This window comes from Streptomyces botrytidirepellens (assembly GCF_003721215.1).
Taxonomy (GTDB): domain Bacteria; phylum Actinomycetota; class Actinomycetes; order Streptomycetales; family Streptomycetaceae; genus Streptomyces; species Streptomyces himastatinicus.
The window spans coordinates 1-13,549 of sequence record NZ_RIBZ01000802.1 but is presented as its reverse complement, the minus strand read 5'-3'; the positions used below and the strand labels follow the sequence as shown (position 1 = coordinate 13,549).

12 protein-coding genes and 1 tRNA gene are annotated in these 13,549 nt (G+C 71.3%); 10 read left to right on the top strand and 3 right to left on the bottom strand.

Translation table 11 applies throughout. From position 1 onward, the window contains the following. The 3 genes from EEJ42_RS41180 to EEJ42_RS41170 all read left to right on the top strand — a co-directional run. Nucleotides 1-922: AIM24 family protein (locus EEJ42_RS41180; protein WP_246097690.1), on the top strand; the 922-nt coding region annotated here is incomplete at its 5' end. A gap of 11 nt (nucleotides 923-933) precedes the next feature. Then, complete coding sequence (locus EEJ42_RS41175; protein ID WP_009715203.1) at nucleotides 934-1,617, top strand: AIM24 family protein; 684 nt, start codon at nucleotides 934-936, stop codon at nucleotides 1,615-1,617. A 15-nt stretch (nucleotides 1,618-1,632) separates the two neighbouring features. Next, nucleotides 1,633-2,391: an AIM24 family protein gene (locus EEJ42_RS41170; RefSeq protein ID WP_123107254.1), complete on the top strand. Its 759-nt coding sequence runs from the start codon at nucleotides 1,633-1,635 to the stop codon at nucleotides 2,389-2,391. Between the two features lie 61 nt (nucleotides 2,392-2,452). On the opposite strand, the gene EEJ42_RS41165 is transcribed toward EEJ42_RS41170, so the two are convergent. Next, nucleotides 2,453-2,998, bottom strand: a complete 546-nt coding sequence (locus EEJ42_RS41165) for an NUDIX hydrolase (protein WP_123107253.1) — start codon at nucleotides 2,996-2,998, stop codon at nucleotides 2,453-2,455. Further along, entirely contained in the window at nucleotides 2,995-4,449 is a 1,455-nt protein-coding gene (locus EEJ42_RS41160) for a zinc-dependent metalloprotease (RefSeq protein ID WP_123107252.1), read from the bottom strand. Before EEJ42_RS41160 ends, EEJ42_RS41165 begins: the two co-directional genes overlap by 4 nt. Nucleotides 4,450-4,640: 191 nt before the next feature. On the opposite strand from EEJ42_RS41160, the gene EEJ42_RS41155 reads away from it, so the two are divergent. The 4 genes from EEJ42_RS41155 to EEJ42_RS41140 all read left to right on the top strand — a co-directional run bounded on the left by EEJ42_RS41155 (nucleotide 4,641) and on the right by EEJ42_RS41140 (nucleotide 7,805). Beyond that, nucleotides 4,641-5,750, top strand: coding sequence for an SDR family oxidoreductase (locus tag EEJ42_RS41155; RefSeq protein WP_123107251.1), 1,110 nt, complete (start codon nucleotides 4,641-4,643; stop codon nucleotides 5,748-5,750). 86 nt (nucleotides 5,751-5,836) lie between these two features. Continuing rightward, nucleotides 5,837-6,295 carry a molybdenum cofactor biosynthesis protein MoaE gene (locus EEJ42_RS41150; protein ID WP_184503514.1) on the top strand — a complete coding sequence of 153 codons (459 nt, stop codon included), beginning with the start codon at nucleotides 5,837-5,839 and terminating at the stop codon, nucleotides 6,293-6,295. Between the two features lie 176 nt (nucleotides 6,296-6,471). Next, nucleotides 6,472-6,651 carry a hypothetical protein gene (locus tag EEJ42_RS41145; RefSeq protein ID WP_123107249.1) on the top strand — a complete coding sequence of 60 codons (180 nt, stop codon included), beginning with the start codon at nucleotides 6,472-6,474 and terminating at the stop codon, nucleotides 6,649-6,651. A 65-nt stretch (nucleotides 6,652-6,716) separates the two neighbouring features. Continuing rightward, nucleotides 6,717-7,805, top strand: a complete 1,089-nt coding sequence (locus EEJ42_RS41140) for a YlbL family protein (RefSeq protein WP_123107248.1) — start codon at nucleotides 6,717-6,719, stop codon at nucleotides 7,803-7,805. Nucleotides 7,806-7,911: 106 nt separating this feature from the next. On the opposite strand, the gene EEJ42_RS41135 is transcribed toward EEJ42_RS41140, so the two are convergent. Further along, a complete protein-coding gene (locus EEJ42_RS41135) occupies nucleotides 7,912-8,478 on the bottom strand; it encodes a PPA1309 family protein (protein ID WP_123107247.1) in 567 nt (188 codons plus the stop codon). Nucleotides 8,479-8,612: 134 nt separating this feature from the next. Between EEJ42_RS41135 and EEJ42_RS41130 the strand changes: the two genes are divergently transcribed. The 3 genes from EEJ42_RS41130 to EEJ42_RS41120 form a co-directional block, all read left to right on the top strand. Continuing rightward, entirely contained in the window at nucleotides 8,613-11,561 is a 2,949-nt protein-coding gene (locus EEJ42_RS41130) for a UPF0182 family membrane protein (protein WP_123107246.1), read from the top strand. A gap of 52 nt (nucleotides 11,562-11,613) precedes the next feature. Next, a tRNA-Met gene (locus EEJ42_RS41125) sits at nucleotides 11,614-11,687 on the top strand. A gap of 170 nt (nucleotides 11,688-11,857) precedes the next feature. Beyond that, nucleotides 11,858-13,549: tetratricopeptide repeat protein (locus EEJ42_RS41120; RefSeq protein WP_148082201.1), on the top strand; the 1,692-nt coding region annotated here is incomplete at its 3' end.

Here is a 13,549-nt window from a genome sequence, read left to right as displayed (position 1 = left end):
GGGTCAGGCACCGCCTCCCGGCCAGGCACCGCCGCCTCCCGGCCCGCCGGGCCAGGTGCCGCCGCCCGGTCCGCCCGGGCAGTACCCCGGCCAGCAGCCGCAGTTCGGCCAGACGCCGGGTCAGGCCCCGCCCGCCCCGTACGGCCAGCAGCCGCCCGGCCAGCCGTACCCGGGCCAGCAGCCCGGTCAGCCGGCCCCGTACGGCCAGCCCCAGGGCGCCACCGTGCCCCAGGGCATGGCCGCGCCGCAGGGCGGCGGCGCCCCCGGCGTGCAGGCCGCGCTCGCCCAGTACCGCGAGGCGGCCACGGGCCAGCGCTGGACGCCGCAGAACCCGCGGATGATGCGGGTCGACCTCGGCGTCGACGGTCAGCCGGTGCTCGCCCGGCAGGGCAGCATGGTGCTGTACCAGGGCAAGGTCGACTTCAGCTACAAGGGCGCGGGTGTCCGCGGCCGGATCGTCGGCAACGCGACCGGCCAGGAGATGCAGCTGATGCGCTGTAGCGGCCAGGGTCAGGTCTTCCTCGCCGAGAACGCCGCCGAGCTGCACCCGATCGAGCTCCAGGGCGACGCGATCTGCGTCTCCGCCGAGAACGTGCTCGCCTTCGACGAGTCGCTCCAGCACGAGGTGCGCAGGATCGAAGGCCACGGCATCCCGGGCGGCGCGCTGTTCACCATGCAGTTCCAGGGCACCGGCACCGTCATCGTGAAGACCCAGGGCACCCCGGTGGTGCTCCCCGTCACGCCGACGACCTTCGCCGACAGCAACGCCATCGTGGCCTGGTCCGCCGGCGCGCAGGTGATCATCTCCAGCCAGGTGCGGCTGCGCCGCAGCGCCTACCCCGGCCACAGCGGGGAGACCGTGAACCTCCAGTTCCGCGGTGCGCCCGGCAACTTCATCGTCGTCCAGCCCTACGAGGTCTGAGGGAGCCCGTCATGGACCAGCAAATGATCTCGGGCTTCGCAGCCACCCCGGTCGCGGCCCGCATGGAGAACCACGGCAGCAGCATGCTCAAGGTCGCCATGCAGAGCGGCCAGGACCTCTTCGCCCGCACCGGTTCGATGGTGGCGTACGAGGGCTTCGTGCAGTACGAGCCGAACCCGCCCGCGGTGCGCCAGATGGCCTCCCAGTGGCTGACCGGCGAGGGCGCGCCGCTCATGCGGTGCAGCGGCGACGGGCTGCTCTATCTCGCCGACTACGGGGCGAACGTCGTCTGCATCAACCTCAACGGCGATTCGCTGTCGGTCAACGGCACCAATCTGCTCGCCTTCGACGCCCACCTCCAGTGGGGTGTCGAACGGGTCAAGGGCATCGCCAAGTTCGCCGGGCAGGGCCTGTTCAACGTGGGCGTCTCCGGCACCGGATGGGTCGCGCTGACCTCCCGAGGCACCCCGATCGTCGTCGACTGCGGCCGCGGCGAGGACGAGACGTACGTGGACCCGGACGCGCTCGTCGCCTGGTCCAGCGGTCTCAAGGTGAAGGGCAAGCGCAGCTTCAAGGCGTCGTCCCTGATCGGCCGGGGCAGCGGCGAGGCGTACCAGCTCGGCTTCTCCGGGCAGGGCTTCGTCGTCGTACAGCCCAGCGAGGACAGCACCGACCGGCTCCGGGCCCGGGGCTGAGGGGGAGAAGGACACATGCAGAGCCCGCTTTTCGGCTACACCGAGGCCCAGACCGAGGACCGTTACGCGCTCCAGAACCGCAAGATGCTGCGGGTCGCGCTCACCGGCCACGAGGACGTGCTCGCCCGCAAGGGCAGCATGGTCGCCTATCAGGGGCTGATCGAGTTCGACGGCGAGTACCAGACGCCCGGCCAGCGGCGCGCCCGCGCCCGCACCGGCGAGGGCCTGGATCTGATGCGCTGCTCGGGGCAGGGCACGGTCTTCCTCGCCAACCTCGCCCAGCACGTCCATGTGGTGGACGTGGACCACGACGGTCTGACGGTCGACAGCGCGTACGTGCTGGCGCTCGACTCCACGCTGCACTGGGAATCGATCGCGGTGGACAGCCAGTTCGGCATCACCGGCTCCGGCAAGTACAACCTCAACATCTCCGGCCGGGGCAAGGTGGCGCTCATGACCTCGGGCAAGCCGCTGCTGCTCCAGGTGACCCCGGACAAGTACGTCAACGCCGACGCGGACGCGATCGTCGCGTGGTCCAGCTCGCTGCGCGTCCAGATGCAGGCGCAGACGCATTCCTCGGGGGTGTGGCGGCGGCGCGGCAACACCGGAGAGGGCTGGGAGCTGAGCTTCCTCGGCCAGGGTTACGCCCTGGTCCAGCCCAGCGAGCTGCTGCCGCCGCAGAACGCGGTGATCGGCAGCGGCGCGGCCGCCCAGTTCGGCATGGGCCAGCAGGGCGCCCGCGGGCAGAACCAGGGCAACATCTTCAGCAACTGACGGCGCCAACTGACGGCAGCGACCGGCGGCATGGCGCCGCCGGTCCGTGCCCGCGCGCTCCTCAGACCAGCGCGCGGGTACGGGCCACCAGATGGCGCACCGACGCGTCGGCCACGTCCGCCACCTCGTCGTACCCGAACCAGCGCAGGTCCAGCGACTCGTCGCTGATCGCCGCCGTCGCGTCCGGCGGGGCCACCGCCGCGTACTGCACGTCCAGGTGCCAGGCGCACGGCGTGTGGTGCCGGTCGAGCCGCACCGGCCCGCCCGGCAGCAGGGTCAGCCCCGCGATGCCCGACTCCTCGGTGGCCTCCCGCAGCGCCGCGTCCGCCAGCGTGGTGTCCTCCGGCTCGCAATGGCCGCCCATCTGGAGCCACATCCGCAGCTTGCGGTGCAGCGTGAGCAGGACGCGCTCCCGCGGCGGGTCGATCACCAGGGCGCTCGCCGTGAGATGCCCGTCGCCGCACGCCTTCCACATGCCGTCGGGATACGCGGCGAGATGGTCGCCGTACGTCTGCCGCAGCCGCTCCTGGTCGGCGTCGGGCGCGGGCCACTGCTCGAGGACCCGCGCCGCGTCCTTATGAAGGGTATGGGGGCTGTGAAGGCTCACTTCTCGCCGTCGCCCCGCTCGTCGTCCTTACGATCCTCACGGTCGTCACGGTCGTCGGAGCCCTCCGCGCGCTCCTCACCGCCCGCGGCCTCGCCGAGCATCTTGTCCAGCTCGGAGAAGTCCAGCTGCTCGCGGTGGACGAAGCCGTCCGGGTCGTCGAGGTCCTCGGCCGTCGGCAGCATGTCCGGGTGCTCCCACAGCCCGTCGCGGCCGTCCACGCCGCGCGCGTCGGTGAGCGACGCCCACAGCCGCGAGGCGTCCCGCAGCCGGCGCGGCCGCAGCTCCAGGCCGATCAGCGTGGCGAAGGTCTGCTCGGCGGGCCCGCCGCTCGCCCGGCGGCGCCGCAGCGTCTCGCGCAGGGCGTCAGCGGACGGCAGATGGGGCTTGGCGGCGGCGTGCACCACGGCGTCCACCCAGCCCTCGACCAGCGCGAGGGCCGTCTCCAGCCGGGCCAGCGCGGCCTTCTGCTCCGGGGTGTCCTCCGGCTGGAACATGCCCTGCTGGAGCGCTTCCTGAAGCTGCTCGGGGTGGGTCGGGTCGAGCTGGCCGACCGCGTCCTCCAGCTTCGCGGTGTCCACCTTGATGCCCCGGGCGTACCCCTCGACGGCGCCGAACAGATGCGAGCGCAGCCACGGCACGTGCGAGAACAGCCGCTGGTGGGCCGCCTCCCGCAGCGCCAGGTACAGCCGGACCTCGTCCTTGGGGACGCCGAGGCCGGAGCCGAGCGCCGCGATGTTGACCGGCAGCAGCGCGGCCTTGCCCGCCGGGCCCAGCGGGAGCCCGATGTCGGTCGAGCCGACCACCTCACCGGCCAGCACGCCGAGCGCCTGCCCGATCTGGGTGCCGAACATCGCGCCACCCATCGAACGCATCATCCCGAGCAGCGGGCCGGCCATGGCCTGCATCTCCTCGGGCAGCACGTCGCCCATGGCGGAGCCGACGCGCTCGGCGACCGGGTCGACCAGGTCCTTCCACACCGGCAGCGTGGCCTCGACCCACTCGGCGCGGCTCCACGCGACGGCGGTCCCCGAGCCCGAGGGCAGCGACGTGACGCCGTCCAGCCACAGGTCCGCAAGGCGCACGGCCTCCTGGACCGCGGCGCGGTCGGCGGGGCCGACGCTCTCGTCCTTGGTGCCGTCGGCGGTGCCGCGCGCGACGGTCTGCCGCGCGATGTCCTTGGCCATGTCCCAGTTCACCGGGCCGCCCTCGTACGAGAGCATCTGCCCGAGCTGCTGGAAGGCGGCGCCCAGGTCGTTCGGGTTGAGGGAGCCGAACATCGCGGCGAACGGATTGTCCGCGCCGCCTGCTCCGGCCGGGCCGCCCGCCCCGCTACCGAACCCGAAGGGATTCGCGGGGCCCTGCTCGCCGCCCTGGCCGCCCTTCTTCTTACCGTCGTCGCCGTCCTCCGGCTCCTCCGGCGGAAGGCCGAATCCGAATGGGGTGTCACTCACGGGGTTCCTCGGCTCGTTGGGCCACCGGCCACGGACCGGCGGCGGATGCCCGACATCACCACCCAGCCTAGACACCTCGCCGGTTTACGGGCTCAGTGCTTCGCTGATCGCCGAGCTGCGGCAGGATGGGCGTTACCTGGTACGTACGTGTGCACGCGCTGCGTACTGAAGACAACCGCTGGAGACGCCCGGTGAGTTCCCCAGACCGAGAAGTTCGCGCTGCGCGAAACGATACGGCCCGTACCGCACGACGCCCCGTCGTGGCGGTCACCGGTGCCGCCTCGGGCCCCGGCGCCCTGCTCACGCAGCGGCTCGCGGAGTCCGAAGAGATCAAACAGGTGCTGGCCCTCGACGAGCGGCGCGGCGAGGTGAGCGAGGCGCAGTGGCATGTGCTGGACGTGCGCGATCCGGCCATCGCCGAGAAGCTGCGCGGCGCCGACGTCGTCGTGCATCTCGCCGTCGACCTGGACTTGGGCACCGACCCCGCCGCACGCACCGCCTACAACGTGCGCGGCACCCAGACCGTGCTGACCGCGGCCGCGGCCGCCGGGGTGCACCGGGTGGTGCTGTGCACCTCGGCGATGGTCTACGGCGCCCTCGCCGACAACGACGTTCCGCTCGCCGAGGACGCGGAGCTGCGGGCCACCGCCGAGGCCACCGGCGTCGGCGACCTGCTGGAGATCGAGCGGCTGGGGGAGCGCGCGCCCCGGGCGCACCCGGGGCTGAACGTGACCGTCGTGCGCCCCGCCGTCCTGGTCGGCGGCACGGACACCGCGCTCACCCGCTACTTCGAGTCGCCCCGGCTGCTGGTGGTCGCGGGCTCCCGCCCCACCTGGCAGTTCTGCCATATGGAAGACCTGGTCAGCGCGCTGGAGTACGCCGCGCTGGAGAAGGTCGAGGGGGAGCTTGCGGTCGGCTGCGACGGCTGGCTCGAACAGGACGAGGTCGAGGAGCTGTCCGGGATCCGGCGCATGGAGCTGCCGTCGGCGGTCGCCCTCGGCGCCGCGTCCCGGCTGCACCGGCTGGGCCTCACCCCGTCCCCGGCCGGGGACCTCGCGTACACGATGCACCCCTGGGCGGTCAGCGGCAGCCGGCTGCACGCGGCGGGCTGGCGGCCTCGGTGGACCAACGAGGAGGTGCTGGCCGAGCTGCTGGAGGAGGTCGCCGGGCGGCATACAGTCGCCGGGCGGCGGCTGGGCCGCAAGGACGCCACCACGCTGGGCGCGGCGGGCGCGACCGTCGCCCTGGTGGGCACCGCCGCGATCGTGCGCCGTGCCCGCAAGGCGCGCCGCCGCGCCTGAGTCACCTCGCGAATCCGGCGGCCCGACCACGGCGGCCCGCCGGGACAGTCCGCCACCACGGGACGGCATACGGCACGATGGACGACATGGCACACACGTACGATCACCCCGGCGAAGGCGCGGCGGCCGACCCCATCCGCCTGCTCGCGGTCCGCGATACCCCGCTGTCGGTGGACGAGGTGTTCGGGGCGGTCGGCGACGCCGCTGCGGGCGGTACGGCGCTCTTCGTGGGCACCGTGCGTAATCACGACGGGGGTGCCGACGTGGGCGCCCTCGGCTACTCCGCGCATCCCAGCGCCGAGGCCGAGCTGCGCCGGGTGGCCGAGAAGGTCGCGGCGGACTTCCCGGTGCGGGCGCTGGCCGCCGTCCACCGGGTCGGCGATCTGGTGGTCGGCGATCTGGCCGTTGTCGTGGCGGTTTCGTGTCCGCACCGCGCGGAGGCGTTCGCCGCCTGCCGCCGGCTGATCGACGACCTCAAGAGCGAGGTCCCGATCTGGAAGCACCAGACGTTCGCGGACGGGACCGAAGAATGGGTCGGGATCTAGAGGGCACGCGCAGAAGACAGCGCCCGGCGGGGGCCGGCATAACAGTTACGCCATGAAGTCCACTCGGAATGGTGTACTCCACTTGCGTAACCGGCACCCCGCCGTGAGCGTTGACCTCGCGGAGGATTAATCTGCTCATCTGTCAGTCGCGGTGCTTAAGGGGTCGGGAGGCCGCTATGGGAGCGCTTCTCTGGTTGACCATTCCCGTTCTCGCGGCGATAGCCGCCACGCTCTATGCCGGTTGGGCCGCGCGCAACAACCGCAAGAGCGTGGGGGACGTCGAAGAACTGGCCGGATATACACGGTTCCGAGAGGCAATGGAACGCACGCGCACGGATACGGACGCGGCGGCCTGAGGCCCGGCCCCTCGTACGGACGGCCCCGGGAGTGGACTGACGGACGCGTCCCGTACTGTCGTTCCATGCCACGCCGCACCGCGACGATGCTCGCCTCCCTCCTGATGCTGATCGCGCTGCTGTGCGCCGGTGTGCTGATCCCGGTGCCGTACGCGGAGATGTCTCCGGGGCCGACCTACAACACGCTGGGCGAACACAACGGCGAGTGCGTGCTCCAGATCTCCGGCCACAAAGGCTGTGAGACCACCGGGGGCCACCTCAACATGACGACGGTCCGGGTCACCGGCTCCGAATACCGCATGAACCTCGTGGAGGCCGTCTACGGCTGGCTCTCCCACGACAACGTGGTGGTGCCGCACGACACCCTCTACCCGGATGACAAAACTCCGGACGAGGTGAACCAGCAGAATGCGGAGGAATTCAGCCAATCCCAGGAGAGCGCCAAGGTCGCGGCGCTCAGGGCGCTGAACAAGAAGGTCACCTCGCAGGTGATCGTGGGTGCCGTCGTGAAGGGCAGCCCGTCCGAGGGCAAGCTGCACGCGGGCGACGTGATCAAGTCGGTGGACGGAGCCGCGGTGCGCGCGCCCGACGACGTCGCCAAGCTGGTCACCAAGCACAAGCCCGGCGAGAAGGTGACCTTCTCGATCATCCCGGCCAAGCAGGCCGCGGCGGCCGAGAAGAGCGGCAAGCGGCCGACCGGTCAGAAGCAGATGCCGATCACCACCAAGAAGGCCGGTGGCCGGGCCATCGTCGGCATCCAGGCGGGGATCGACTACACCTTCCCGTTCAAGATCGACATCAAGCTGGCCGACGTCGGCGGGCCGAGCGCGGGTCTGATGTTCGCCCTCGGCATCGTGGACCGGGTGTCCAAGGAGGGCGACCTCACCGGCGGGAAGTTCATCGCGGGCACCGGCACCATCGACGACAAGGGCGTCGTGGGCCCGATCGGCGGGATCGAGATGAAGACGATCGGCGCCCGCGAGGCCGGCGCCCGCTTCTTCCTCACCCCCAAGGAGAACTGCGCGGCGGCGGCCAAGGACGTGCCGGACGGCCTGCGGCTGGTGAAGGTGCACACCATCGACGACGCGCTGAAGGCCCTCAAGAAGATCCGCTCGGGGGACACCGCCGGTCTGCCCCGGTGCGCCGCGGGCTGAGCGGCACACACAGCGGCACGCACGACGACACGAGGCGGCCGCCGGACTCCTGGTCCGGCGGCCGCCTCGTGTCATGCCGCCTCGTGCTCTCCGGGTGAGCCCGGGGTCAGTCGGTGGCGAAGGTGGCGGCCAGCGCGTCGGCGAGCCCCGGCACCAGGCCGGACCCGGTCAGCACCTCGGTCGCGGCGTCCTTCTCGCGCAGCCGCAGCGCCGACTCGCGCTCCCCGTCCCGCAGCACGGCGACCGTCATACGGACCTCCTGGCGCTCGGGGTGCTCCGCGACCCAGGACGCCAGCTGGGCGTCGTCCATGTCCTTCGGCACGGAGGACTCGGCGGACGGCGGCAGCATCAGCCGCTCCACGGTCATGGCGCAGCCGATCACGGCGTCGGGCCAGGCGATGGTGGCCAGGAATTCGTCGAGCGGGGCCTGCGAGGGCAGCTCGTCCTGCTCGATGGGGGTGAGGGACGCCGCGGGCTCGTCACCGTCCTCGTCGAGCCCGAGCTGGCCGGCCAGCTCGGGCTCCTGGGCGCGCAGCTGGGCGGTGTCGACGAGGGCGAAGAGCCGGGCGGGCTGATCCCAGCCGAGCCCGGAGGCGTACTCGTCGATTTCCAGGACGGCGCGGGTGAGCGGATTCGCGGCAAGGGGGCCGGTACCGGGGGTTGCGTTGGACATGCTTCATATCGTGCCCTGATCGGACCCGGAATCGGGAACTGAGTAAAGCCTGAGTAAGTTGCATCAGGTGGGCCCTTCTGTCCGGGCCCGTATCGACAACAGCGAACTTCGAGGTGCGCACCTTGGCTTTCCAGATGCCGGACCGCGGCGGAGGCCCGACGGGACCGCGGATCAGAGTCGGCCGACCGTCCCGGCGAGTCCGGACCCTGTTCATGACCTTGGGTGTGCTGGCCGTGCTGGCCATGCTCTTCGTCATGTTCGCGGGGTTTTGGACGGATTGGCTCTGGTATCGCTCGCTTCATTACTCGTCGGTCTTCAGCACCACCCTGCGGACCAAGATCGGGCTGTTCTTCGTCTTCGGGCTGCTGATGTCCGCGGCCGTCGGGGTCAACATCTGGCTGGCGCACCGGCTGCGGCCACCGCTGAGCGCGATGTCGATGGAGCAGCAGAGCCTCGACCGGTACCGGATGGGCATCGCCCCGTTCAAGAAGTGGGTGCTGCTCGCGGTCACCGCGCTGGTCGGGCTGATCGCCGGGGCCTCCGCGGCGGGCCAGTGGCGGCTGTGGCTGCTGTGGATCAACAGTGTGCCCTTCGGCCAGAAGGACGCGGAGTTCCACAAGGACGTGGCGTTCTTCGCCTTCGACCTGCCCTGGTACCGCTTCCTGCTGAGCTTCGGCTTCGCGGCCACGGTGCTCTCCCTGATCGCCGCGGCCCTGGTGCACTACCTCTACGGGGGCCTGCGCGTCACCAGCCCGGGTGCCCGGGCGACCGGCGCGGCCACCGGCCATCTGTCGGTGCTGGTGGGCGTCTTCGTGGCCCTCAAGGCCGTGGCGTACTGGCTGGACCGGTACGGCCTGGCGGTGAAGTCGAGCGACTTCAAGGCGACGGGCAACTGGACCGGTCTGCGCTACGTCGACGCCAACGCGTACCTGCCCGCCAAGACGATCCTCTTCTGCATCGCGGTCATCTGCGCGCTGCTGTTCTTCGCGACGCTGTGGCGGCGCACCTGGCAGCTTCCGGTGATCGGCTTCGGGCTGATGGTGCTGTCGGCGATCCTGATCGGCGGGCTCTACCCGGCGATCGTGCAGAAGTTCCAGGTCGAGCCGAACGAGCAGGCCAAGGAGTCGCCGTACATCAAGAAGAACATCGAGGCCACGCGCAATGCGTACGGCATCGATGAGTCCAAGGTGGCGGACTACACCGGCAAGACCGACGACAAGGCCGGCACCGAGCTGCGCCAGACCGCCGACTCGACGGCCAGCTACCGGCTGATCGACCCGAGCGTGGTCTCGCCGACCTTCCAGCAGCTCCAGCAGAAGCGGAAGTACTACCAGTTCCCGTCGACCCTGGACGTCGACCGCTACAAGGACGCCAACGGCAAGGATCAGGACACCGTCGTCGGTGTGCGCGAGCTGAACCTCGCCGGTGTGCCGAAGCGGAACTGGATCAACGACCACTTCACCTACACCCATGGCTACGGCATGATCGCGGCCAAGGGCACCAGCCCCGACCCCAAGGCGGACCAGCAGGGTGCCCCGGACTTCACCGAGGCCGGGCTGCCCACCACCGGGAATGCCGGCGGCGGCGGGCTGAGCACCTACCGGCAGCAGGTCTACTACGGCGAGAAGACCAATCAGTACTCGATAGTGGGCGGCCCGCAGAAGGAGCTGGACTACGAGGACAACGGGGAGAAGACCACCAGCTACAAGGGCAAGAGCGGGGTCAGCCTCTCCAACCCGGTCAACCGCGCCGCCTACGCGGTGGCGTTCGGCGAGCCGCAGATGCTCTACTCCGGCGCCATCGGCGAGGGTTCGCGGATCCTGTACAACCGCACGCCCAAGGAGCGCGTCGAGAAGGTCGCCCCGTGGCTGACCATCGACGGGGACGCCTACCCGGCGGTGGTCAACGGCCGCATCAAGTGGGTCGTGGACGCGTACACCACCACCAACGGCTATCCGTACGCGTCGCGGACCACCCTCGGCGACAGCACGGCCGACTCGCTGAGCGGCCAGGACCGCTCGGTGGTCGCCCAGCAGAACAAGGTCAACTACATCCGGAACTCGGTGAAGGCGACCGTCGACGCGTACGACGGCTCCGTCGACCTCTACGAGTGGGACACCAAGGACCCGGTTCTCAAGACCTGGAAGAAGGCGTTCCCGGGCACGGTCAAGCCGAAGAGCGCGATCAGCGACCAGCTGAAGGAGCACCTGCGGTATCCGCAGGACCTGTTCAAGGTCCAGCGCGAGCTGCTGACGCGCTACCACGTCACCGACCCGCAGCAGTTCTACAGCGGCAGTGACGCCTGGCAGGTGCCGGACGACCCGACCCGCAAGGACGGCAGCGCGGTCCCGCCGTACTACCTGAGCATGAAGATGCCGGACCAGCAGAAGCAGGCCTTCTCGCTGACGACGACCTTCACCCCCACCGGGCGGCCCACGCTCGGGGCGTTCATGTCCGTCGACGCCGATGCCAAGAGCAAGGACTACGGCACGATAAGGATGCTGAAGGTCACCAATGACGTGCCCGGTCCACAGCAGGTGCAGAGCAAGCTGAACGGCACCCCCGAAGTGGCCGAGTTCGTGCGGAACCTGCGGGGCACCGACTCGGACATCGAGTACGGCAACCTGCTGACGGTGCCGTTCAACGGCGGCTTCCTCTATATCGAGCCGGTGTACGCGCGGGGTGGCAACTCCAACTACCCGCTGCTGAAGAAGGTGGGTGTCTCCTACAACGGCAACGAACCCGCCTTCAAGAACACCCTGCCCGAGGCGCTGGACGCGGTCTTCGGCGAGGACACGTCCGACGGTCAGCAGCCGCCGGACGACAGCACCGGGAAGCCGAGCGCCGACCCCACGGTGCAGGAGGCGCTGAAGGACGCCCAGGAGGCCTGGGAGGACAGCCAGAAGGCGCTGGAGGAGAAGCCGCAGGACTGGGACGCGTACGGCAGGGCCCAGGAGGACCTCAAGGCGGCGCTGGACAAGGCCGCCGAGGCGGAGCAGAAGGCCGCCGAGAAGAAGAGCGGCTCGGGCGCCAAGACGCAGAACGAGCCGCAGGGTCAGGGGGCGTCGAACAAGGGCGGCTGACGCCCGCGACCAGGGGAAATCCCGCGCCGTGGTAGGGTTGTGAACACAACGGCGCGGGGTGGAGCAGCTCGGTAGCTCGCTGGGCTCATAACCCAGAGGTCGCAGGTTCAAATCCTGTCCCCGCTACTGACAGACGAGGCCCGGATCCGCAAGGATCCGGGCCTCGTTGTGCGTCTACTCAACGATTCGGGATACAAGCGTTTGGGTTGTCTCTCTGTGGGCAAGTCGACAAAACGCTGAAGTGACCTCGCTGGCTGCGGTATACCAGGTGTACGGCGGATGCGGGTGATGCCACGATGGAATTTATGGGGGACAGGGTCAGTCTGTTGGAGACAGGGCGTTTTGCGCACACGCATGACGATGCCGAAGAAGAGACACGGCATCGCCGTGCGGCCGACTCCGGGGATACGGCGTCGATGAGCGCCCTCGGCGCGCTGCTGCTGCGCCGCGGCGACCTCGACGGCGCCGAGCCGTATCTGCGGGAGGCCACGGGGGCGGGCGACCGCGCCGCGGCCAACAACCTCGGCGTCCTTCTCCACCAGCGCGGGTACGCCGACGAGGCGGCCGGCTGGTGGCGCATCGCCGCCGTCGCGGGATCCGCCGCGGCCGCGCACGCCCTCGGCCGCCACCACCGCGAGCGCGGCGACGAACCGGCCGCCGAGTACTGGCTGCGCCAGTCCGCCGAATCCGGCCACACCCTGGGCGCGTACGCCCTCGCCGACCTGCTCGAGCACCGCAGCGACATCGGTGCCGAGCGGTGGTTCCGCACGGCCGCCGAGCGCGGCCACCGCGAGGCCGCGTACCGCCTCGCCCGCCTCCTCGACCACAGCGACGACGAGACCGCCGGGGAGCGCGGCCGGAGCGGCGAGAGCGCCGAGCCGGAGGAGGCCGAGCAGTGGTACCGGCAGGCCGCCGCGCGCGGCCACCGGCGCGCCGCGCTCCGCCTCGGCACGCTGCTGGAGAAGCGCGGCGAGACCCAGGAGGCGGGCCGCTGGTACCTGACGTCCGCCAAGGACGGCGAGGCGCGCGCCGCCTGCGCGCTCGGCTTCCTGCTGCGCGACGCGGGCGACACCGACAGCGCCGCGGAGTGGTGGCGCCGTGCCGCCCAGGACGGCGACGGCAACGCGGCCAACGCCCTGGGCGCGCTGCACGCCGACCGCGGCGAGACCCAGACCGCCGAGCGCTGGTACCGGGCCGCCCTGGACGCCGGGGACATCAACGGCGCGTACAACCTCGGCCTGCTCTGCGCCGAGCAGGGCCGTACCGCCCAGGCCGAGCAGTGGTACCGCCGCGCCGCCTACGCCGGGCACCGCGAGGCCGCCAACGCGGTCGCCGTGCTGCTGCTCCAGCGCGGCGACGCGGCGGGCGCCGAGCCGTGGTTCTCCAAGGCGGCCGAGGCGGGCAGCGTGGACGCCGCGTTCAACCTGGGCATCCTGTACGCGGGCCGGGACGAGGAGCGGGCCGCCCGGCAGTGGTACGAGCGGGCCGCGGCCGCCGGGCACACCGAGGCCGCCCTCCAGGTGGGCATCGCCCTGCTGCGGGAGGGCGACCACCAGGCGGCCGAGCGCCATCTGCGGTGCGCCGCGGGTGGCGGCAGCGCCGAGGCCGCGTTCCGGCTGGCGGCGCTGCTGGACCGCTCGGCGGTCGGCGGCGACCCCGCGGCGACCGGCACCGGCTTCGCCGCCGGTTCCGGGACGCGGTTCCCGGTGCCGCCCGAGGACGGGCACGTGCCGGAGTACGAGGAGTGGTACGAGCGGGCCGCCCGCCAGGGCCACCGGCGCGCCCAGGTGCGCGTCGGCATGCTCGCTGCCGCCCGGGGCGAGGTGGTCGAGGCCGCCCGCTGGTACCGGATGGCCGCCGAGGCGGGCAGCAGCAACGGGGCGTTCAACCTGGGGCTGCTGCTGGCCCGCGAGGGCAGCGAGCCGGAGGCCGCCCTGTGGTGGACGCGCGCGGCCGAGGCCGGGCACGGGCGCGCCGCGCTGCGCCTG